At 33.7% G+C, this 22,742-nt stretch carries 22 protein-coding genes; 4 read left to right on the forward strand and 18 right to left on the reverse strand.

The window, feature by feature from the left end:
• Positions 1 to 19 precede the first annotated feature (19 nt).
• Positions 20 to 1,624, reverse strand: a complete 1,605-nt coding sequence (locus GYV61_RS05420; protein ID WP_174795063.1) for an ABC transporter ATP-binding protein — start codon at positions 1,622 to 1,624, stop codon at positions 20 to 22.
• Positions 1,625 to 2,146: 522 nt separating this feature from the next.
• Positions 2,147 to 2,992: a helix-turn-helix domain-containing protein gene (locus GYV61_RS05425; RefSeq protein ID WP_174795064.1), complete on the reverse strand. Its 846-nt coding sequence runs from the start codon at positions 2,990 to 2,992 to the stop codon at positions 2,147 to 2,149.
• 197 nt (positions 2,993 to 3,189) lie between these two features.
• Between GYV61_RS05425 and GYV61_RS05430 the strand changes: the two genes are divergently transcribed.
• Complete coding sequence (locus GYV61_RS05430; protein WP_174795065.1) at positions 3,190 to 4,548, forward strand: HD domain-containing protein; 1,359 nt, start codon at positions 3,190 to 3,192, stop codon at positions 4,546 to 4,548.
• A gap of 166 nt (positions 4,549 to 4,714) precedes the next feature.
• On the opposite strand, the gene GYV61_RS05435 is transcribed toward GYV61_RS05430, so the two are convergent.
• From GYV61_RS05435 to GYV61_RS05460, 6 genes are read right to left on the reverse strand one after another with little or no spacing between them, the layout of a single operon-like run.
• Entirely contained in the window at positions 4,715 to 5,812 is a 1,098-nt protein-coding gene (locus GYV61_RS05435; RefSeq protein WP_174795066.1) for an SIS domain-containing protein, read from the reverse strand.
• The gene (locus GYV61_RS05440) at positions 5,813 to 6,445 is read right to left on the reverse strand and encodes a hypothetical protein (protein ID WP_174795067.1); all 633 of its coding nucleotides are present in this window, start codon (positions 6,443 to 6,445) and stop codon (positions 5,813 to 5,815) included. It lies immediately after the preceding gene.
• An 11-nt stretch (positions 6,446 to 6,456) separates the two neighbouring features.
• On the reverse strand, positions 6,457 to 7,287 hold the full coding sequence (locus tag GYV61_RS05445) for a PTS system mannose/fructose/sorbose family transporter subunit IID (protein WP_122026412.1): 831 nt from the start codon (positions 7,285 to 7,287) through the stop codon (positions 6,457 to 6,459).
• Complete coding sequence (locus GYV61_RS05450; protein WP_174795068.1) at positions 7,287 to 8,033, reverse strand: PTS mannose/fructose/sorbose/N-acetylgalactosamine transporter subunit IIC; 747 nt, start codon at positions 8,031 to 8,033, stop codon at positions 7,287 to 7,289. Before GYV61_RS05450 ends, GYV61_RS05445 begins: the two co-directional genes overlap by 1 nt.
• A 19-nt stretch (positions 8,034 to 8,052) precedes the next feature.
• Complete coding sequence (locus GYV61_RS05455) at positions 8,053 to 8,541, reverse strand: PTS sugar transporter subunit IIB (RefSeq protein WP_174795069.1); 489 nt, start codon at positions 8,539 to 8,541, stop codon at positions 8,053 to 8,055.
• Positions 8,541 to 8,942, reverse strand: coding sequence for a PTS sugar transporter subunit IIA (locus GYV61_RS05460; RefSeq protein ID WP_122026415.1), 402 nt, complete (start codon positions 8,940 to 8,942; stop codon positions 8,541 to 8,543). Before GYV61_RS05460 ends, GYV61_RS05455 begins: the two co-directional genes overlap by 1 nt.
• A 287-nt stretch (positions 8,943 to 9,229) precedes the next feature.
• Here GYV61_RS05460 and GYV61_RS05465 point away from each other — a divergent pair, with 287 nt between their 5' ends.
• The 3 genes from GYV61_RS05465 to GYV61_RS05475 all read left to right on the forward strand — a co-directional run bounded on the left by GYV61_RS05465 (position 9,230) and on the right by GYV61_RS05475 (position 11,668).
• The gene (locus tag GYV61_RS05465) at positions 9,230 to 9,952 is read left to right on the forward strand and encodes a GntR family transcriptional regulator (RefSeq protein ID WP_158593823.1); all 723 of its coding nucleotides are present in this window, start codon (positions 9,230 to 9,232) and stop codon (positions 9,950 to 9,952) included.
• 248 nt (positions 9,953 to 10,200) lie between these two features.
• Positions 10,201 to 10,938 carry a GntR family transcriptional regulator gene (locus GYV61_RS05470; protein ID WP_174795070.1) on the forward strand — a complete coding sequence of 246 codons (738 nt, stop codon included), beginning with the start codon at positions 10,201 to 10,203 and terminating at the stop codon, positions 10,936 to 10,938.
• The gene (locus GYV61_RS05475; protein ID WP_143444027.1) at positions 10,931 to 11,668 is read left to right on the forward strand and encodes a GntR family transcriptional regulator; all 738 of its coding nucleotides are present in this window, start codon (positions 10,931 to 10,933) and stop codon (positions 11,666 to 11,668) included. Before GYV61_RS05470 ends, GYV61_RS05475 begins: the two co-directional genes overlap by 8 nt.
• 3 nt (positions 11,669 to 11,671) lie before the next feature.
• Here the strand turns inward: GYV61_RS05475 and GYV61_RS05480 are convergent, their stop codons facing one another.
• From GYV61_RS05480 to GYV61_RS05525, 10 genes are all read right to left on the reverse strand, one after another.
• Positions 11,672 to 12,838 carry an MFS transporter gene (locus GYV61_RS05480; protein ID WP_174795071.1) on the reverse strand — a complete coding sequence of 389 codons (1,167 nt, stop codon included), beginning with the start codon at positions 12,836 to 12,838 and terminating at the stop codon, positions 11,672 to 11,674.
• A gap of 90 nt (positions 12,839 to 12,928) precedes the next feature.
• Positions 12,929 to 13,762, reverse strand: a complete 834-nt coding sequence (locus tag GYV61_RS05485; protein ID WP_174795072.1) for a PTS system mannose/fructose/sorbose family transporter subunit IID — start codon at positions 13,760 to 13,762, stop codon at positions 12,929 to 12,931.
• Positions 13,752 to 14,564, reverse strand: a complete 813-nt coding sequence (locus tag GYV61_RS05490) for a PTS mannose/fructose/sorbose/N-acetylgalactosamine transporter subunit IIC (RefSeq protein WP_174795073.1) — start codon at positions 14,562 to 14,564, stop codon at positions 13,752 to 13,754. Before GYV61_RS05490 ends, GYV61_RS05485 begins: the two co-directional genes overlap by 11 nt.
• 22 nt (positions 14,565 to 14,586) lie before the next feature.
• Positions 14,587 to 15,054, reverse strand: coding sequence for a PTS sugar transporter subunit IIB (locus tag GYV61_RS05495; protein ID WP_046325428.1), 468 nt, complete (start codon positions 15,052 to 15,054; stop codon positions 14,587 to 14,589).
• A 13-nt stretch (positions 15,055 to 15,067) separates the two neighbouring features.
• Positions 15,068 to 15,487: a PTS sugar transporter subunit IIA gene (locus GYV61_RS05500; RefSeq protein ID WP_174795074.1), complete on the reverse strand. Its 420-nt coding sequence runs from the start codon at positions 15,485 to 15,487 to the stop codon at positions 15,068 to 15,070.
• A 3-nt stretch (positions 15,488 to 15,490) separates the two neighbouring features.
• Positions 15,491 to 16,561 carry an SIS domain-containing protein gene (locus GYV61_RS05505; RefSeq protein WP_174795075.1) on the reverse strand — a complete coding sequence of 357 codons (1,071 nt, stop codon included), beginning with the start codon at positions 16,559 to 16,561 and terminating at the stop codon, positions 15,491 to 15,493.
• A 66-nt stretch (positions 16,562 to 16,627) separates the two neighbouring features.
• Positions 16,628 to 17,656: an SIS domain-containing protein gene (locus tag GYV61_RS05510; RefSeq protein WP_174795076.1), complete on the reverse strand. Its 1,029-nt coding sequence runs from the start codon at positions 17,654 to 17,656 to the stop codon at positions 16,628 to 16,630.
• Positions 17,657 to 17,846: 190 nt separating this feature from the next.
• Entirely contained in the window at positions 17,847 to 19,451 is a 1,605-nt protein-coding gene (locus tag GYV61_RS05515) for an ATP-binding cassette domain-containing protein (RefSeq protein WP_174795077.1), read from the reverse strand.
• Positions 19,452 to 19,476: 25 nt separating this feature from the next.
• Positions 19,477 to 21,060 (reverse strand): ATP-binding cassette domain-containing protein, encoded by a 1,584-nt coding sequence (locus tag GYV61_RS05520; RefSeq protein WP_122026425.1) that lies wholly within the window; start codon positions 21,058 to 21,060, stop codon positions 19,477 to 19,479.
• Positions 21,050 to 22,651, reverse strand: coding sequence for an ATP-binding cassette domain-containing protein (locus GYV61_RS05525; RefSeq protein ID WP_194240804.1), 1,602 nt, complete (start codon positions 22,649 to 22,651; stop codon positions 21,050 to 21,052). The genes GYV61_RS05520 and GYV61_RS05525 overlap by 11 nt, the downstream gene beginning before the upstream one ends.
• Positions 22,652 to 22,742: the final 91 nt, after the last annotated feature.

Here is a 22,742-nt window from a genome sequence, read left to right on the forward strand (position 1 = left end):
AAGAGTTACTTTTAATAAGTTAAACAGTTATGATTTGGTCAAACTTATCTTTATTTTCTTCATGTAATTGATGACTGACAAACACAACAGTAATTTTGGGCTGATTTAAAAAGTCATTTTCAACTTTGATAGCTCCAGCTTTATCTAAGCTGCTAGTCGATTCATCCAGTAAGAATAACTTACGATTGCGTAACAATCCTCGAGCTAAAGCCAAACGTTGCTTTTGCCCACCAGATAAACTAGCGCCACCTTCGCCAACTGGGGTATCTAATTTTTGCGGCAAAGTGCTGACAAAATCCCATAGATCAGCCTTTTCCAATGCAGATTTTATTTCTTCGTCAGTAAAATGCTGGCCAAGTTCCAGATTATAGCGCACTGTATCATTAAAAAGATATGCTGTTTGATCAATGTAAACTATGTTAGACCGTAATGCATTATTATCAATGTTTCTAATCTCAGTTTGGTCTATTTGAAGATCACCTGTATAGTCGGTCAACCTACCAGCTAAAATTTTTAATAGCGTACTCTTACCACTACCTGATTCTCCATCAACAGCAATTTTTTGACCATCATGAATGGTAAAGTTGAGTGGCTTTTTAAATACTGGCTTACCTGGATGATAAGTAATTTGTAAATTTTTAGCTGTAATATTAATGTCAGCAATTTTACTACCGCCTTGAGTATGAGACTTAAGTGGTTCGTCTAATTGATATTTGCTAAAAATCGGATTGAGTGCCTGCAATTCAGTCAATATCGGTGCAATAACCGCTAATGAATTAAAAACATTAAAGGCAAGCGAAGTAGATGAATTAATTACCCCAATAGTTACCTGCTTTTCTAAAATCAGAAAACCTGTCCAAGCTTGAATAGCTACTTGACTGATAACATTGCTGGCCCCAGCTATACTGCCATTATATGAACTGTACTTTGCTTGTCGTACTTTCGCGCCAATTAATTTTTTTATAGCATCGGTAATACGCTTTTCTATTTGCTGTTCCGCAGTGAAAATATTATAAGTAGCAAACCCTTGCAAACAATCATTAATTACATTAACCACTTTTTCATTTTCCTTACTAGTAGTGAAGTTGCTGCTGGCGACTTTCTTTCGCACAAGCTGAGGTAATCCCAAAGTAAAAAGGGTCAAAATGGCTACCAGAGGCAGAAAAGTCCAATTAAATTTTATCAATGCAATTAGAGAAAAAATGGAATCACCAAAAATTTGTACCATTGAAAATAAATTTGTAAAACCATTTTCTTCAACTAAATTCATGTCATTAGTTAGCCATGATGTGTAAACTCCAGTATCATGTTTTTCAAACTTGGAAACCGAATAATCTTCTATGTGTTCAATAATATCCTGACGTAACCTTAAGCTAAGAAACTGCACCGTTTTTACGCTCAATACTTGTTCACTAATTAAGAATACAGTCATTACCAAAAACAATAAGATATTGAGCAAAATGTATTTAAAAAAAGCCTGAAAATCAAGTTTAATTAAGCTATTTAAAATGAAAACATTAATTAGTGAATTAAGAACCCGAAAAGCTGAGCAAATCAGTTGGAGAATTACTACCAAAGTTACTTTTGCCGGTTCTTGTTTAACGTATTTAAACAAATTTTTCATAAGATTTTTCTCCTGGCACAAAGCCTTGTGTCTAAAACAAAAATTAAATATTTTTATTAAAAACTACTTTTGCTTCATTTTAACATAATAATTTAATAATAAATTATTTTTGTAAAAAATGCTAGGAAACATAAAGAGCTCCGAAAGTTAATGAACTTTTGGAACTCTTTTAGGTTTGGAAATCATGTACTCATAGGAAACAGCAGTTTTAAAAAAATAAATCTAAAATATTAGAATAACTTAAGAAATGTGAATAAAATAAAAAGAGCTAAATGCTTATTATTAAAACGGTCAACTTAATGACAATTACAAATAACAGCTTTAACTCCTATAATTATTTAACCAATTAACTTAAAACAAAAGAATTACAATATGTTTTAAAAATTTAATTTTATTTATTATAAATCAGTAATTATAATGATTACATTTCTTAACAAATCCATTATATTCTCTCCTTTTAATTTAGATTAATAAATACATACCTTTATGTTATCGCTACTAAAAAAATAAACAATTGTATTGTCATATTTGAAAATCACTTTTTGCCATCCTTTTTACATTTTCACCATATCCGGCAGCGACTAAAATACTCAATACGTTTTTGGCTTTTTCATCATTCTTTTCTAAAATATCCTCATAATATTCGCATAAAATTTTTGAAAAACTAATCTCAACATAATTTGGCAAGCTTCTAATATAACTTATAGCTATATAACAAAAACTAGATCTCCCTTTTCTTATACACCAATCAATATAGTTAATCATTAATGAGCTTAAGGCAATTACTATTTTTTTACTCAAATTATCAACATTTTTATAACGTCTTATAATACTTTTAATTAGGAAAAAAGCATCATCAATTTTATAAACTTGTATAACATTGGCTATAAGCACTAAACGTAAATAATCGTTTTCATCAGTGTCTTTTTGAAAAACAATTTGTTTTATTTTCTTTTTTTCAATATCAGTAAGTTTATTCAGCGCATTACTATTATGTGTATTTAAAATAATTTTAGCCTGCAATATTAATGAGCTAACGAATGGAGTTTTAGGACTTATTGTTTCAAAATCTTCAATCAAGCTATTTATTTTATTGTCATTGTCTTCATTAGCCGCTTTTACAAGTTCATTCATTAAAACTGTTACTTTTTTTCTGTTTTTTTTATTCTTTTTATAATTACCAAAAAAATCTACAGGAGTAACGTCATGACTTTTCAAAATTTCCAGAAAATCATTTACACCGATGTCATTTAAGCCTCGCTCGACTTTTGAATAAAAGGAAACGGAAATTACACCCGCTGCCATTTCTGTTTGAGTTAAACCTAATTCTTGACGTAAGGCTTTTAATTTATTGCCTATATAGTTCATATGATCTCCTATCTATTTAATAATATTAGTGCCTTTATAATTATGAACAGTTTTGCCACAACTGGCAAAACTCATTATTTAATTTTAATAAAAATAATATTAACGGCAACTGTATTAAACTAAAAGGCTTAAGTTTGTTATAATTTAGGTATCAAATAGCCTTTAAAGACTAATCTAGTAATTTTCGAGGATTTTATATGCCAAATTTCTACAGCCAAAAACTCAAAAAAGAAGTAGTTTTAAGAGATCCGGTTCATGAATACATCCATATTGAAGATCAGGTAATACTTGATATTTTAAAAACCAAAGAATTTCAGCGTATGCGGAGAATAAAGCAACTCGGGCCAATCTCATATGTTTTTCCTGGTGCAACTCATACTCGCTTTGAACATAATTTAGGTGTCTATGAACTGACACGCAGAATTTGTAATATTTTTGCCAAAAAATATCCTTCTCAACGCTCAGGTGATGGTCTCTGGGACGATAACAACAGACTTTTAGTTGAATGTGCGGGACTACTACATGATATTGGTCATGGCCCCTATTCACATACTTTTGAACATCTTTTTGGTACAAATCACGAAAAAATCGGTCAAAAAATTATCACTGATCCAGATACCGAAATCAATCAGGTTTTGAGATCCGTTTCACCCAATTTCCCATCCCTTGTAGCAAGCGTAATTGCCAAAACTTATCCTAATCCGCAAGTGGTAAAAATGATATCCAGTCAGGCAGATGCTGACAGAATGGACTATTTGCAGCGTGATGCTTATTTTACTGGCGTTACTTATGGTAAATTCGACTTATCAAGAATTTTGCAAGAAATTCGGCCATACAATGAAGGAATTTGCTTCACTATGGCTGGTATGCATGCTGTTGAAGACTATATTGTTTCCCGCTATCAAATGTATCAACAAGTTTACTTTCACAGAGTTGGTCGTTCAATGGAAGTAATTTTACAACATTTGCTTGAAAGAGCAAAAATTATTTACCAGCAGGGTAATTTGCCAGTAACACCAAGTTTAGCCAAATTTTTAGCCAATGACTGGACGCTTGATGATTATTTGAAGCTAGATGATGGCGTAATGGAAACTAATTTTTCAATGTGGACTAAAGTTAGTGATCCAATTCTAGCTGATCTAACCAAACGCTACCTTTTTAGACAACCCTTAGCCAGTATTTGTATTGATCAGGAAACCAAAAATTTACTACCCAAACTGAAAGATTTGATTAAACAAGCGGGTTTTGATCCAAACTATTATACAGATACCAATTCGGCTTTTGACGAGCCATACGATGCCTATAAGCCATCAGGCAAAAATGCCAACAGTCAAATTGAAATCATGCAAGATGACGGACAATTGATTGAATTGTCACAATTAAGTCCACTTGTAAGATCATTAAATGGCACACTTCAAGGTGATGAGCGTTTCTTTTTCCCAAAAATCATGATGTCAAATAGTGATGAACCCCAAATTTTTGATCCCCTATACCAAAAATTCCAACGTTACGTTAAAAATGGTGCGTTAAGATATATCAGAAAGCCTAAGAAATAAAAAATATTCATAAATTATTCTTCCAATTTAACAAAAAGGTGAAAAATTTCATTACTATTTTTTCGCAGCAAAGACAAAAAGAAGGCAAATCACTATATGTGGTTTACCTTCTTTGGTGTAGTTTCAATATTTTGCTTTTTCTAGATACTAAAGATCTAAATGAAATTTAGCCGTTCATATGTCCAGAAATTGATCTGTCGGTTACAGGACTCACACTGGTATCAATACCCACTTTCTCTGAAAGTTTTGCTGACAAAACTTGAAATGGTACTACATAAAAAATGGGTGAAAGCAAGTCTGTAGTTTTTACAGTGAATTTCAAATCTCTCTTGTCTTCTGTTGCCTTTGCAGAAGATATCACAAAAACATGTTTTGTGAAAGCACGACGATAATATCCTGCAATATCAATCATCCGTTTGAATTCAGGGCCATTATTGCCTCCAATTAAGAAGATAAAATTATCTTCATCATAAGCACGAATAGGTCCGTGAAGTTGTTCTTCTTGCTCATACGCTGTTGTTGGCCTGCCAAAAGTTTCAAAAAACTTTAGTCTTCCCTCTAAGGCAGTTGGAAAGTTGTAACCATATCCTGCAATTGAAGCTTTTTTCATAGAAACTAGCTCATCTTGTTGCTTTTCATACCATTCGGAACTTTCTTTTACTACAGTTGGAAAATCATTTACCAAGTTTTGTGCATCACTGATAAGTTGGTTATATTTTTCTTTACCAATTAATTTAGTTTGATGTGCTGCTTCAACAGCTAACAGATAAAATTGCAGCAAGGTTTCAGTATAACCACGTGTTTCAGGCCCGATTTGCTCTTCTTCACATACAAGATGGACATAATGATCAGCAATTTTAGTAATTGCAGTATCTTGTTCCTCAGAAATTCCTACAGTAGCAAATCCTTCATCCTTTGCTCTTTTTAAAGCATCACATGTAGAAATGCTGTCTCCATGTTGCGAAAGGCCTATCACTAAAACCTGATCATTTCTAAAGCAACTGCTTGGATTAATACTTTCAGAATACGTAAAAACTGTGGGCTCAATCGCTACCCCTTCGACGTTCAGTAATTTAACAAACATATTACGAATCACACGCATAGCATTGTAAGAAGTTCCAGACCCTGTAAAAATAACTTTTTTAAAATTATTATTTTGCCAAAAATCAATAAATTCCTGACCATAATCTTTTCTTTCATCAATTGCTCTCTGCAAAACTCTTGCCGTATCTTCAATATGTCCCATCATTGTTAATTTTGCCATTTAAAACTCCTCCATTTTAATTGTTTTTTGTGCAATTTTACGCATTTGCGTTAAATATTCTTTTGCTTGTTTTTTTAATCCTAATGATTCACTTACTTTACTTAGACGATCATAAATGATCAACTTTTGCTGTGGCTTTTCTGCTGTCTTTAATTGTTTACTTAGTTCAGTTAATAAATTTTGATTTGGTGCCAAATATACCTGATGTAGCTGTTCAATTTCCTTTTGTATCCGAGTTTTCTTACAATTTTTTCTTAAATAATCTTCAAGTTTTAAAGCTTCTTGATTATCATTTTTATCTAAAAAAAGAACATAGCTGCGCATTAGCCTAATTAATAAATTTTGGTCTTTTGACAAGTCTGCAGGTTTCTTCGTGATTTTCGTAATAAGTTTCTCTACCTTATCCACATTTCCATAGGTTAAATAAAAATCTAACTGCAATAATAAACGTGAACTTGCAGATAAACAGATCCTGGCAACAGGCTCCTCAAGAAGCTTAAAATAATTTTTGCTATCGCCTTTCTTTTCACATGCCAAAAGTTTGGTAAAAAGTTTCTTTTTTAATTTTGCTTCCGCTAACCAACTAAATAAAAAGGCCAAAATAAGAAATAAAATCATTAGTATAGATTTCATAATTTATTCCTTTAAAGCAAACCAACTGCTACTGCTAAAATTCCCAGTATAATTAATCCTATCAAGATTACAGTGCCATTAACCTTTTTCTGTAATAATCCATAGCAGCCAAAAGTTAATAATAATGGCAGTAAATTAGGCATCAGGGAGTCCAAAGTTTTTTGCAGACTGACTTTAGTTCCTCCAAACTTCATTATCAGTGGCACCTTGATAATCACCATTGAAGCAATCATTGCACCAACTACGACCAAACCAAGAATTTTCGCAGCTTCAGTTAATTTTTGCAAAGTTCCACTTTCACTTGCTTCTGCCAAAAATTTATTACCGCCTTCATAAGCTAATTTAAAGCCAAACCAGCGAAGTAATTCACTTGGGATAACATTAATTAAAAAGTAAAGAATCGGCCCTAAGATACTTCCTTTTACTGCAAGAGGTGCACCAACGCCAACACCAATTACCCTTAAAGTGCCCCAGAACATTGAATCACCAATTCCGGCTAGCGGGCCCATTAAGGCAGTTTTTACTGAGTTGATTGAACTAGCATCAAAATCTTCTGAATTAGCATTTTGTTCTTCCATTGCACAACTAATACCTAAAATCATTGGCGATGTTGATGTTGCACAGTTAAAGAATTCTAGGTGGCGCTTAAACCCCTTTTGCAGTTCTTCATCATTATCCCCATATAGTCTTTTCAAAACTGGAGTCATAGCCCATGCATATCCGAGGGACATTTGACGCTCATAATTGAAGGCACCTAAGAGTTGATAATGACGCCACATAACACTCCGTAAATCTTTTTTTGTAAGTTGCTTCCTTTTATTATTTGCGACTGAGTCTGTCATTATAACAAGTCCTCCTCACTTTGATCGTTAGGCTTAAATTGGTAATAAATATAAGCAATTATTAAGCCAAAAACAGCTACTCCAATCATTGGTACTTTTAGAAATGCTACAAGAGCAAATCCTAAGAAAAGAAATGGGGCGTATTTTTTATCGTAGGTTAATTGCATGAGCATTGCTATACCTAAAGCTGGTAGCAGGTTACCTGATTGTGCTAAACCATCTTTAATTACTGTTGGTATAGCTTGAACAATAATCTTAATAACTGGTGCCCCAACAAGATAGCCGATCATAATAGGAATAAATTTTGAGAAAAATACTACTACCGAAGCTGTCCACTGACCGACCGCAATACCTTTCCAATTTTTCTTTTCTATTTGTCTGTCAGCATAATGGGTAAAAATTGCATCAAAACTGTTGACAATTAGACTGATCATTTGGGCAACTAGTGCTATCGGAATAGCAAGTGTTAATGTTGTTTGCCAACTTGCGCCAGTTTTTATGGCAAGTGCTGTTGCTAAAGCAGAACCAACAACTACGTCAGGAGGAGTAGTTGTTCCTATACCGACTAAACCCATCCAAACGAGTTCCAATTCTCCGCCCAACATTAAACCGGTTTTCAAATCACCCATTACTAAACCGACTAATGGTGAAATAATTATTGGTCTGGCGAGCATGTGCTGTCCCAGAAGTGGGCTTTCCATGAACACCCCAGCGCCAACCAATGCTACTAAGAATGCTTGTAACATAACTTATCTCCTTTTTTTATTATTGATTAAAAGCCTTCGCTATCCCTGCAAAGTTGAGACTTTCTGCTGTGGGATTTACTTGAGCAAATACTTCTACTCCTAATTTATTTAGTTGACTTGCACAATTAAACTCGTCTTTGGTCATTTTTACTTGTGGTAAAACAGATATTCCATCCTTGTAATGAATTCCCGCCGTTCCCACATTTACCTTATTTATGGCCTTAACACTTTGTTTCAGTGTTAAAGCGTCTTTAACATTAATAGTCACCACAAAAATTTTTTTATGCGCATACTTTGGATTATTTAATATTTTTGCAGCAGATGACAAATCTTTAATTCCCAAAGTTACCCCTGCCGGTTTTGCCAGCTTCATTGTCATTTTTGTCATTGCATCATTTGCAGCATGATCATTAGCAACCAACAAAATATCTGGATGTAACTGATTGGTCCATGAAACTGCAACCAATCCGTGAACTAAACGATCATCTGCTCTTAAAAGACTGATCATTACAAATCATCCCCTTTTAACAAATCATTCATAAATACAATTTGTGAGCGCGCTTGTTCTACTGCCGCACGTATTTTTTCGTCTGTGAGAACTTCATCATAACCTAAAACGAGTTCTAAAACTAAAGACAAATTAATTCCACTAATAACGTTGCAGTTATACTTCTTTATCAAACCTGTGGATTCTTTGTTAACACTCCCTCCAGGCAAATCAGTTAAAATAATTACTTGTTCATCTTCAAATTCGTTTAATAGTTTTTCTAGTTCTTCAACAAAATTATTTTTTTCTTCTGTATAGGCATTTATAAAATGAATATTTTTAACTTCAGTATTAAAAAATTTAATTGAGTGTTTATATCCATCTGCTAAATAGCTATGCGTCGCAATAATAAATTGGCTCATATATGCGCTTCCCTTCTTCCAAAAATGAAATTAAAATATTAGCGCTAACATTAAAACTAAGTTAATTTTATTACTGTATATACAATTTATCAAGCTATTTTTTACTTATTAGTTAGTTTAATCCATATTTTATAAGTATTTAAACAATTAAAATTAGCCTATATTAAAAGTAATTTATGTTTGTCTATACATTTTTTAAATGAAAAAGTTATTTGCTTAAAAACTGACTATTTAACTATAATATATAGTAAAGAAATGATTTTTATCACAATATGAAGGACAAAAAATTGAAGGCAAAATATCTAAAAATTGAAGATTTTTTTATCAAAAAAATAAATAGTGGTTCTCTTAAAGCAGGCGACAGATTGCCACCGGAAGTAAAAATTAGTCAGCAAAACGGTTTTAGCAGGATGACTGTAAACAAGGCTCTTAAAGACTTGGAAAAGCAAGGTTATGTAACCAGGATTGCTGGCCGGGGAACATTTGTAAAAGAAAAAAGCATTGTGCGATCGCTAAACGAAACTGTTAGTTTCAGTGATATTATCAAACGCCAACGTATGACACCGGGCTCAACGCTGCTTTCATATAATTTACTAGAATCCAAAGCCGTTCCTACATATGTCAGCTTTTCTAATTCCTCAATTATGCCCAGTAAATTTCATTATTTAAAAAGACTTAGAACAGGTAATAATCAGCCTATAGCTATTAATGAAGAATATTTAAATTTCGATATAATGCAAAATATTGATTTGGCTCTTTTGAACAAGTCTCTATACCAATATTTGAAAAAATGTAAGTTACCACTAATTGAGAACTACGCTGAAATTAACGCAGTTAAAGCAACAAAAGAGCAACAGAGTCTATTACATTTGAGTGTTGACTTTCTTTTAAAAACTTTAGCTAACGTTGATACAGTTTCCATATCTGGTAAGCGGGTACCTCTAGGAGTATTTGTTTCATACTATAACCCTGACTTATATACATATAGATTTAATGGCTCAAACAATTAAAAGCCTTATCTCGCTTTTAAAACGAAATAAGGCTTTTTTAACAATACACAAGTTGTTCACTGTCTAACTTATTGACACACTAGTTTTTTCAATCATGATATAATAAATTTTGCATTATAAAGAAGTAATTTTTTTAATAATTTATCAACACGTCACATCTATATCAAAATAAATTTGATAAAATTACTTTAAATATAACTAAATGTTTTCAATTAATTCCGAATTAATCTATCTAAGGAGTGGCTATCTTGTCGGCTATAAGGAAAGAAGAATTGATAGCTAAAGATATTCAATACCAAATTGAACAAGGCTTCATTAAATATGAGCAAAAATTGACTGAACGTACTACAGCCAAAAATTATTCAGTGTCTCGTGGAACTGCTAGAATGGCGCTAAAAAGACTGGAAAAGCAAGGATTGATCTCTCGCAAACCGGCAGCAGGTTACTTTGTTAACTACCGTAAGCATGAGCCTCTTTTAAATTTGATTAATTCTTTTTCAAATAAACTTGATTACCTTAATATTTCTCAACATGACACCAAATATGAAATACTAAGATATAAATTTATCGACACTGACAAGGAGCTTTCTGAAAAATTAAAAGTTTTATTGGGAACAAAAATTCTACTAATAACTCTCAGATCAGTTGAAAAAGAATCAAACGGTTATGTAGTTTATCGAATCTTTTTACCAATTGACAACAGTTTTTCAATGAGTAGTGAAGAAATGATCTTCAATAAAATTAAGGAAAAACTACAAACGGCGCAAGATGCAGATGTTACTTTAAACTTCTGTTTTGCTGATAAGCTAATTGCTAAAGCTCTTCACGTCAAAGTGCAGGATCCTTTGCTATCTGTTGAAACTACATTTACCACTACAAGCAATCAGACTTGTTTTTTTATAGAACAATATAGTGACGCCAAAAATACGGTAAGTATTATGCCGTCTCAGATAATAAGTGAAAAACTTGGTACATTTAATGAATAAAATTTCTTATAAAGCTCCTTTATACGAACAAATTGAACACCTTTTATACGAAAAAATTAGAACTCAAGAGTATTTACCGGGGCAAAAAATACCTAGTGAGCGTGAACTGGCGGAACACTATAAAATAAGCAGGACTACCACAAAGCGTGCTATCAATTCCTTAGTTGAACACGGGTTATTAGTGAGAAAACTGGGAAAAGGAACTTTCGTCGTCAGTGGTATTGACCAACGCTTTAATATTTCATTTGACAGTTCCCGTTCCCTGACCAATTCAATGTCTCTTAAAGGAATTATTATCACAAACAAACAAATTAAATTTTTTACTAATATTGATTCAAAATTTTTAAGGCAAAAATTAGCTCTTAATGAAACTGAGCCCGTTTATGGGGTTCAACGTTTAAAGTTACATTGTGGCAAACCCTTTGCACTTGAAAATTCCTTTGTTCCGGGAAAGTTCTTCCCTAACTTTTATCAAATTGATTTTAATAATATCGGTTTATACGATTATATTGAAAGCATGGGACATTTTTTAAAGGCACATCAAACTTATCAGCAACTCGAAACCTTGATGCCCGTGGAAGCAAAACTATTACAAATTAGTACCAACTCATTTGTTTTCAAATCCTGTTATTCAACCGCCGATCAAAATCAAGATATCATTGAATATACTGAAAGCTACGTCATTGCAAGCGAAGGCTCAATCCGTTATCACATAGACCTCAGTAAGTAAAAATTATATTTTTTTAGAAAATACCGGCCAGGAAAAAATAACCAAAGCAAATAAAGCCATTAATATACAGATTAAGAATAAAAATTCGTAATTGGAATTATCAATAATCAGTGCTCCAAACAGTGGGCCTATTGCTTTACCTAGAGCGCTAAACATTTGAACTCTGCCCTGATAATAACCAGTTAAACTTCTGGGTGATTCAATGTCTACAAAGCTGGCAACCCCTGGAAAAAGCAATATCTCTCCTAGTGTGAGTAAACACATAGATGTCACATAGAGGCCATAATTGTCTTTAAAAGGTAATAATAAAAGTGCAAAAGACAATAGCAGCAATAAGATTCCCATATTTAGGCGACCTCTAATGTGATTTAATAACAATTCATCAAAATGAGTAACAACAGGTTGAAATAAAACAATTAAAATTGCATTAAATGTCCAGAGAAAGCTGTAACTTTTAACTTTAAAGCCTTTTTCTACCATAAAAGTTGAAAGATTGCTCTGCCATTGTTCATAAATGAGCCAACAAATTAAAACCATGACAAGAGCGCCTAAAATCTTGGGTGTTAATTTTCCCTTTTTTATTGCTTGCTTTCTGTCGCCCATTGTTTGGTCAAACTGAATATTATAATTAATAACAGCTACCACTAAAAATAATATTTGAATTATTGTTGCAATGGCAAATACGTAGCCAATTCCCAAAGGCATAATATATCCGACTGTGAGCGTTCCAAAAACTAAACCAAAGTTTGACGCAAAGTATAAAAGGTTAAATACATAGCTGGAACGATGATTTCCGACTCTAGTCGCCAAGGAATTTTCACAAGTTACAGAAATACCGTTTGCAAGACCAGACAAAATGAGCAATAAAGCATAGGCCGGCCAAGCATGAAAAAAGATAAGTCCGCCTAAGGCAAATATATTTAGAGCTATCCCTAGTAAAATAGAATAGTATGGACTCCAGCTATCAAACAATTTACCACCAATCAAACTACCTAACATAGTGGCAAACTGATTTAAAAATAGGACGGATGCTGCAATTACCAAGCTTTTATGTAATGTTTCATGGATATAAATTGTGTTTAAAGGCCAAATAAAACTCATTGCAGTATTAGTAATTAAAACACCAAGAAGTAGCCACTTTAAAGAAATAGACTGTCTTTTTTTTAACACTTTTTTCACCTTGTTTTTTATTTAAAAAACAAAAAGAAATGAGTTTATTTAATCTCATTTCTTTTTGATGACTCTTAAATTAAATATTAGTTAGACTCCTAATATATTAAAGTAAGCTCCTGCTATACTTACGATTAAGACAATCAACATAATCAGTAATGGATTCATTTTCTTCTTAAGCATCCAATACATCACACCAAATAGTGCTAGTACACCCAATCCAGGGGCGATACCATCAAGTAGTCCTTGGATCGTCTGGGCGCCCTTACCGGAACCTATTTTTGTAATAAAGTTAATTTTTGACATGCTCATCGTCATGCCACCAACAACCATGATCCCCATGATTGAAGCATATTCCATAACCTTATCCATAATACCGGACTTCTTTAGTTTATCAATCACGTTTGAACCAAGACCGTATCCTAAAAAAGTCATGATATATCTGATTATAAAATGTGGTACATCAAAAATTATCAAGAAAAGTAAAGGTCCCAATATATTTCCCTGCATTGCTAAGGAAGTACCAACACCAGTAGCTAGTATTCTTAATGTTCCCCAGAAGAAAGCATCACCAACTCCTGATAAAGGACCCATCATAGCGAGTTTCACAGCCGAAATTGATTGCGTATCAAAATCTGGATCACTCGCATTTTGCTCTTCCATAGCAGTAGCAATGCCTTCTGGTAAAGTAATAATATACGGAGTAACATTATAAACTTCTAGACTTCGCGTCAATGCAGCTGATAAATCTTCTTTTTTAGGATAAAGCTTCTTTAAGATTGGAATCATGGCAAAAGTATAGCCAACATTCATCATTCTTTCGTAGTTCCACAAATGCTCTGTTGGAATACTGCGCCAAAATACTTTTTGTAGATCCTTTTTAGTTATTTTACCTTTATATTCAGGCTGTATTTTAAAACTCATCGAAACCATCTCCTTGTTCTTCTGTTGCTTGTCCTGTGGCGGGTTCAGTGGCTGTATCTTGTCCTTTCTTATCATCTTTTCTCTCAACAAAGATGTACATTACAATGATGATTAAAGCAGCAAATAAAGCTACACCTGTTGTTGACAAGTTGCCGTAAGCAACCATGAAGAAACCAATGAAAAAGAACACAGCAACTTTCTTGTTCATTATCATTTGTGCTAACATGGCAAATCCTAATGCTGGCAGTAACCCTGAAGCAATAGTCATTCCCGTCGAGATAAATTTAGGCATATTGCTGAGTAAAGTAGTAACCGCATGTTGACCAAAGTAAAATGCTGTTGGCACAATAACTAAGCCTGGTAATTTACCAGCATAACCACCAAGGATCATATTACGTGCAATTGCCTTAGTATCTCCATCCTGGGCGTTTTTATCAATTCTGTGAACAAAGATCAACTTTAGTGGCTGACCAATTGCAGTTTCTAAAGCCAATACTATAGTAGCAATTGGAATACCCAATGTTAAAGCTGCAGCTGAATCCGCATGTGCTTGGATTGCCAAAGCAGTTCCTAAAATAGTTCCAGAAACCATGTCAGGCGGAATATAAGCACCAATTGAAACTGAACCTACCATGGCCAGTTCCATGGCACCACCCATAATGATGCCGTCTTTTAAATCGCCCAATACCAGTCCTGTTAACATCCCCATAACTAGTGGACGTTGAATTAAACTCGTACCAGTAAAAGCATCACTATAGCCAATTAAAGCCACAATGAAAATCAAAAATGTTTTTAAAATCATTTAGAACATCTCCTTTACCGCTCTAAATTACGTTTTTAGCCTCAATCTTGTTTTCCGTAGGTACCATTTGGATAAAGACATCAACCCCTTCATCAATTAATTCTTTAATTGTTCGTTTTTCGTCTTCATTAATATAAATACTCTTGCTAATCTTTTGCTTGCCGTCACCAAATGAGATATTGCCCAAATTAACTGATTTAATATTAAATTCACGAGCTAACTTGGCCGCTATTTCAACAGTTTCACAAATAATGAATAAACTGTAGCGATCGGTTTTGCCACTCTTGATGACATCAATTGCACCTTGTGTGTCCTTTACTACTACCTTGACACCACTGGGCTTAGCCAAAGCAAGCATTTGCAATCTTAATTTATCATTTTTCAAAGTGTCACTAACTAGCAAGAGTGCATCAGCCCCAAGAGTTCCTGTCCATGACACAGCGACTTGACCATGCAATAGACGGTAATCAACTCTGATCATTTTAATCATTTAAAACATCCCCTTAGAAATCATCACTTAAACTACTCGTTTGTTTAGTGAGTGTTTGATTTACATACTGAATCCCATTTTTTGCTTCTGCAATTGTCTTTTGGATTGTTTCATCCAAGTTTTTTTCATTTGACAATAATAGTTGCACTATCATTGGTAAATTGACTCCCGAGATGATATGCAGATTCTGGTATTGATCTAACATTTTCCCTAATGTTGTATTAACGCTGCCACCAAGGATATCTGTTAGCACAACAACAGGCTCAGAAGAATGTTTTGCTAAAAATTCAGCAATCATTTTTTGATAATCTAAATGTTCATCAGTATAAGCTGCTATAGCATGTAAATTTTTTTGCGGGCCCATAATAAATTCCGCTGTTTTTTTCACACCAACTGCCATCTCTTCATGCGTACATATCAATACTTGAACCATTTTTTACTCCTTGTTGTTTTGACTATAATTTTTAGTAGTAATTGCGTCCATAAATTTTTCTGCCAGCGGATGAGATTTTTCCGTACTCAGTGCGGGCATCATTGAGGCAACAATAACTTGGAAAAATGGTATTACGGCCAGAGAACACAGATCTGTAATCAACGGTTTGGTAATATTAATAACGTTTTGCTCTTTTGGTTCACTGTCAAACGTGATCAAATATCTTCTTGAAGTTACTACAGCTAGTTTTTCATAAATACTGGAAATTCGTGAGCTGTGTTGCAGATTATCAATTAAAAACACCGTATATTTTGGGCTTAGTTGAATATCTGGTCCATGCATAAATTCTTCAACTTCATAATGCATCGTAGGAATTTTCAAAGTTTCTTGGAATTTAAGAGCAGCTTCTCTGGCAACACCCAGGTTCATATTATTACCGCAAATAAAAGTTGGGCCCATTTCAGCAAGCTCCAGGAAGTGCTCATTGACAAAATCAATTCCCTTATCTACTGTGCTAGACATAACATTAGCTAATTGGATAAATTCATCATCAGTGTTATGTTCACGATCACCTTTAATAGCAACTTCATTTGCAAAGAGGGCTAAATAAAGAATTAAGGTTGACAAACCGATGGTCACATAACCAACCGTTTCAACGCCTACACCGTAATCAATTACGTAATCAGCATTACCAGCAGCCTGACTATGAACATTACCTGTCAATAAAATAGTTTGGTGGCTTAACTTTTTCATGTAATTCATCGCATGCAGAATATTGGTAGAAGCCCCACTTTGAGATATAAAGAATACGAATGTTTTGTTAAAATTAATTGGTTCTATCAGTTCATACAATTCAGGGGTTATTACCGATACAGGACATCCTAAACGTTTAACCATATATGGTTGTGCCATTTTTGCAGCATTCATAGATGATCCAGACGCAACTATGATAACGCTTACAAAATTTTGATCACAAAAAAGTTTTACTAATGGTGTAACTAAACTTTCTTTATCATTAATGTTTTCTTTAACTTTTTGTGGTGACGCTTTAACATAATCCAGCATTTTCATCATATTCACTTCCAAACTAAAAATTTGAACAAAAAGCGGGATACACAAGTATCCCGTCTTTTTATCATACTAATATTCGAATTGACGATAATATCTTCTGTAGTTTTTATTATGCTTTGTATAAACTTGGTAGTGATTTGTTAATCTGTCTGTTAATAGAGAGTTAACAATCCATGGAATAACCAAATGTCTAAACTTATCATCAACACTTAAACTATATTCTTTTGTATCAATTACATAATGTTCAGCGCCAATCTTTTCACAGAAACGTTGTACACGAACGTCTTGCTTTCTAAATTCGTCTTCACCTTCGACAATGAAAACTGGTACACCCTTTTCAACCAACTCAAGAGTACCATGGAAGAATTTTGCACTGGTAATTGGGCGTGTTCTTACCCATTGCATTTCTTCAAGCAGACATTCAGCGAATAATTCAGTTTCACCCCACAAAGCTCCTGAACCGGTGAAAATAGTGTAAGGAGCCTTGTAACATTTATGAGCAATCTCATCAGCTTTTGGTTCGAATTTCTTTCTGATGTCCAGCAAATCCTTAAAGACATTTTTCAGTTGATCAGCAAACTGAGGGTAGTCTGGAAAATCACCATGTTTATAAAGCAAGCTGTAAACTAACATAGCTTCTGCCATATAGTAGTTTTGTCCAGAACCTGTTGAGCCATTTACTTCGATCACAGTTGGTGCCATTCCACCTAATTCACCGCTCTTTTTAGTAAACGCAATTAATCTAATATCATCTTTTATTAACCACTGTGCAGCTTCGATAATCTCTGGAGTATTACCACTGTCACTTGCAGTAATAACAATTGTATCTTTGGTCAAATCACGTGGATGGACTGCATTTAAGTCGGCAGCATTAATCACTTTAACAGGTAAATCTGACATTCTATTAGCTGCATATGCAAACTGGTACAATTCAAACTCAGTTCCACCTATTCCCATCAGATAGATATTTTTATATCCTTCTTGGGTTAGCTTGTCAGCCAGCTCTTCAATTTCTGACCTCTTGGAATAGACCATTTCACCGTCTTTTAGATAGGCTTCTGGGTTAAAATTGATTAGTTCTACTTTTTCTGTTTCCATTTTTTACCTCCCAAGTAAAAAAACAAGATAAAACAAAATTGGATATTTAATAAGTCCGATTTCACTTTTAAGTGTACCAGTTTTTAGAAATAAATCAACACTTTTTTTAAATCGCTTTCAATTATTTTGGTAGAAAAAAACTAATCCAAAACTAGCTTTGAATTAGTCTTCTACTTATTAATTTCTTCTCTTAATTTTTACTTTTAGCTTTAACATTTTTAACTAAGTGAATTTCCCTGTCAAACATTTTTTTCATCTTATCATTAAAGCTGTGTGCAATGAAGACTACTGTAGCAGGGGTTGAAGTAACCTCGCGCAATATTTGCATTGTTGCTTCTTGATCAATGGCACTAGTCCCTTCATCAATCAAAATAATTTCACTCTGATGAACTAAAGCTCGTACCAGCACAATCTTTTGCCTTTGACCACCTGAAATATTCAAATTATTAAGATCAATCTTTTGTTCTAACCCGTTATCAAATTTGGCAATATCACCAGCAAGCTCTACTTTATTTACAAGTTGTGGTAAAGCACTCTTAAGTTCATCGGCAAACATCGTCATATTGTCAGCAATGCTGACAGGTAAAAGTACCGGATCCTGCGGAATATAGCCAATTTTACTCATATCTGGGTTAACCACAGCACCATCTTTGCCCTTAAAAACTATCTGCCCTGAAGTTGGTTTGATTTGTCCTAGAATGAGTTTAAACAAAGTTGATTTCCCAGCTCCAGAATCACCAGTCAGAAGCACTTTTTCACCTGACTTAATATTAATGTCTGGAAAAATTAGACTTTCACCATTAGGAAATTGCAAACTAAGATCATGAGTACTAAGTGATGCTGGAGTTGCTACTTCTTCAGCTTGCTCTTTTTTAACTGGCGCAGCCGTTTGGGCAATCTCCTGATTTAAAGTTTTGGAGCCCTTTATTTGTCCATAACGACTAACTATGATTTGAATACTTTGCCTTAAGTAGAAATTACAATTGCCTACTCCAGTAATTGCACCAAATGCTACTATTTTAGCTTGGAACAAATAACCCGTTAGTAAGAATAAAATTAATGAAAAAGAAACTGATACCAATCCATTAATGATACTTAGTAATTGCGTAACCCCATTTTGCTTGACATAAGCATCTTCTAGCTCTTTAGCTGCATCATTAGTTACTTTAAATAGTTTTCCTCCGGCAAAATAACGTTGTAGTTCTTCAAGGCCATTAAGCCACTTTTCTAAGCAATCGAGATATTGATTATTACTCTTTGAAATCTTGGTCATTGAATTTTGTAGTGGCTTTTCTAATAATTTTGGTAACAATAATGAAATAGCTACCATCAAAATAATTGTGAGAAGTAAACTCCAGTGTAATGAAATAAGCAGAACAATTACAGATACTAAATTAATAACACCACCAATTAGACCAAAAAATGGTGCAAAATAATTTTCTTGGCTCTGATTCAGGTCATTTGTTAATCGATTTTGAATCTGGGCAACAGAATGCTCTTTTTGATCCGCATAAAAGTGAGATACAGATCTTTTTCTGATATGAAAATTAAATTCCTCTTGTTGTTTTGATAGAAGGAACGCATGCAGTCCTTGTATTAAATATTGAAATAAGAAAGGCATAAATGAAATGACATTTATAATTAAAAACTGTTGGAATTTCTGTTGCTGAATTGCTGTGGTTAAAAGCATAAGTATTTGTGTGGTTACAATTGGTAAAGTCCACTCTAAAACGGTAATCAAAATTAGTATCATGAAGCGTAAAGGGTTTTGCTTATAAAAGTCCTTAATTGTCATAATATCTTACCTCCTTTTTATTGCTTTATGTTTTCGTTAAGTGAATTTCTCTGTCAAACATTTCTTTCATCTGATCATTAAAGCTGTGTGCAATAAAGATTACTGTAGCAGAACTCGATGTGATTTCCCGCAAAATTTGCATTGTCGCTTGCTGGTCAATAGCACTGGTTCCTTCATCAATCAAAAAAATTTCACTTTGATGGACTAAAGCTCGTACTAGAACAATCTTTTGTCTTTGACCACCAGAAATATTCAATTTGTTTAAATCGATTTTTTGTTCTAAACCATCATCAAACTTGGCAATATCGCCAGCAAGTTGAACTTTTTCAACTAATTGTGGCAGTGCACTTTTTAATTTATCGGAAAACATAGTCATGTTATCAGCAATAGTTACCGGAAAAAGCACAGGGTCTTGCGGAATATAGCCAATTTTACTCATGTCGGGGTTAACTATATTACCATTTTTGTTTTTAAAAGTGATTTGTCCAGAACTTGGTTTAATCTGTCCCAAGACGAGTTTAAACAACGTTGACTTACCAGCTCCAGAGTCTCCAGTTAATAGTATTTTTTCACCGGGTTTCACATTAACATCAGGAAAGAGCAAACTCTCACCGTTAGGAAATTGCAAACTAAGATTAGATGTGCTAATCGCTGCTGGAGTCACAATTTTTTCAGTTTGAGTTTTTCTTACTGGTTTTGCGGTTTTAGCAATTTCTTTATTTAGAGATGCCGTTGCCTTCATTTGCCCATAAGAGGTTACTATAAACTGAATTCCTTGTTTCAAGTAGCTTAAGCAATTACCTACTGCGGTAATGACGCCAAACACTACTAATTTTTGCTGAAACAAATATCCGGCTAATAAAAATAAAATCAGTGAGAAAACGACAGACACTAAACCGTTGATAACAGTTAATAATTGCATGACACCATTTTGCTTAACATTGGCATCTTCTAATTCTTTAGCTGCGCTACCTGTTACCCTAAATAGTTTTGCCCCACTAAAATAACGCTGTATTTCTGCAAGTCCATTAAGCCATTTTTCCAGACAATCGAGATATTTTTGGTTACTTTGAGAAATTCGAAGCATTGACTTTTGCAAGGGTTTCTCTAACAGCTTGGGTAAAAGTAAAGAGATTACCACCATTATTACAATAGTAACAAGCAAACTCCAATGCAATGAAATCAATAATATAACAGCAGAAACTATGATGACTACTCCGCCAATTAAACTAAAAAAGGGAGTAATATAATTTTGCTGACTTTGGACTACATCATTTGTTAGCCGATTTTGAACTTGTGCCACTGTGTGATCTTTTTGATCTTTATAAAAGTGATTAACGGTTTTCGCTCTGATGGCGATATTATATTGTTCTTCCTGACAAGACAAAAGGTAGTTTGTCAGACCTTGCATTAAATAATCTGCCATTACACATACAAAACTACATAAAATAGTAATTAAAAAGATTTTAAAATTGCCCTGTTGAATTGCAGTAGTTTCTATAATACTGAATACTGTGCCAATAATTAGCAGAGCATAAAAACTAATATTGATTAATAGTAAAACAATAAAACGCAAAGGATTGGTTTTGTAAAATTCTTTAATTGTCATTTTTACTACCCAGCTTTTTGTTTGATTTTAAATGGATCTGATAATCAAACATACCTTTTAGTTCAGGACTAAAGTTATGTGCAATCATCAAAACTGTTTTATCAGTATCGAGCAAGTTACCAATAATTTCATTGGTAGTTTTACTGTCAATGGCGCTAGTTGCCTCATCAAGTAACAGAAATGGTTCTTCATGAATTTCAGCCCTGGCTAAAACTACTTTTTGTCTTTGTCCACCTGATAAATTGCCTTGATCTAAATCAACTGTTGTATTAATTTGCTCGGGAAACTTGGCTAAATCAGGCACCAGTTGAACTTTTTGGACAATTTCTTTTAGTTTGCTAACCAATTTACTGTTAAACATCGTAATATTATTGGCAATAGTATCAGGAAAGAGCGTTGCCTCCTGCGCTACGTAACCAAGTTGTGCTTGTTGTGGTGATATTTTAGTTCCATCGTTAGTAGTAAAGTAGACCTCACCTGTTTCAGGCTTAAGTTGTCCTAGCAAGACTTTGAATAAAGTTGACTTACCCGTACCTGAATCACCTGAAAGTAAAACCTTATCGCCTTTATTAATAGTAAAATCAGGATAAGATATACTTTCACCATTTGGATATTGCACCTTCAAATTGTGACATTCAACACCATAAACTTTAGTGCCTTGCTTCTTCCCAGATATTGGCTTTGTCAATTGTGCAATTTCCTGACGCAATTTTTTGGTAGATCTCATCTGCGTCATTGCGCTAATAACTGACCAGAGACCATTAAAAATTGTCGAAGCAAAGCTGCCCGCTATAAACCAATCACCTAAGGTGATAATATGTGCAAAAAATAGCAGCCCACTCCATAAACTTGCACCAATTTGACCAATAGCATTACCTAAGCCATTAATACTAATAGAAATTCCTTGGATTTTTCTTCTATTAACATTGGCTGCTGCCAGTTTTCTGCTATCTTGACCAAGTGCTCTGTCCAAGCGAGCACCCGCACTATAACGACGCAATTCACTCAAACCAGAAAACCAATTTTCAATTGTATTTAAAAATTCGGCATTTTTCTTTGACGCTTCAGCTGTTGAGCTCGATAACTTTTTAGTCATTACTTTTGGTAATGTCAGCACAATGACAGCTGCTATGGCAACGAATAAAATTAATGACCAGTGAAGTGTAAGCAATGTACCTATTGCCATAATTATACTTAACAAATTAGTCCAGACCTGTATCCAGGGAGTGGCGTAATCATCAGTTAAAATTTTGAGATTGTTGTTCAACTGGTTTTGAATATTGGAAACTTTATAAGTATTTGACTGATAATAATGGCGCATGAGTTCTGCACGAATATTATGCAAGCATTCTTGAGTTTGTTTATTAAACAGAAAAGTTCCTAATGGTAAAAGCAAAACGGAAAAGATTGATATGACAAAATCAACAACCAGCCAAAACACAAATCTGTCCCAATGCCCCTTTGTTAGATCATTAATTGCAAATTTAAAAAGATATGTTCCTAGTGTTCCACAAATGGCATAACCTAAGAAAATAATTAGAATAAATACACTACGGGGAATATTAGTTTTCAAAAGTTCTTTCAGTGACATTACCCTTTATCCTTTCATCTTTTGTTTGTTTTTATTAAACTTTAATTTTATTTTAAATGCAATAGTATTTCACTAAGGGGTCAATAAAGCA

Origin of the sequence: Lactobacillus melliventris (genome assembly GCF_013346935.1) — a bacterium.
Lineage (GTDB): Bacteria > Bacillota > Bacilli > Lactobacillales > Lactobacillaceae > Lactobacillus.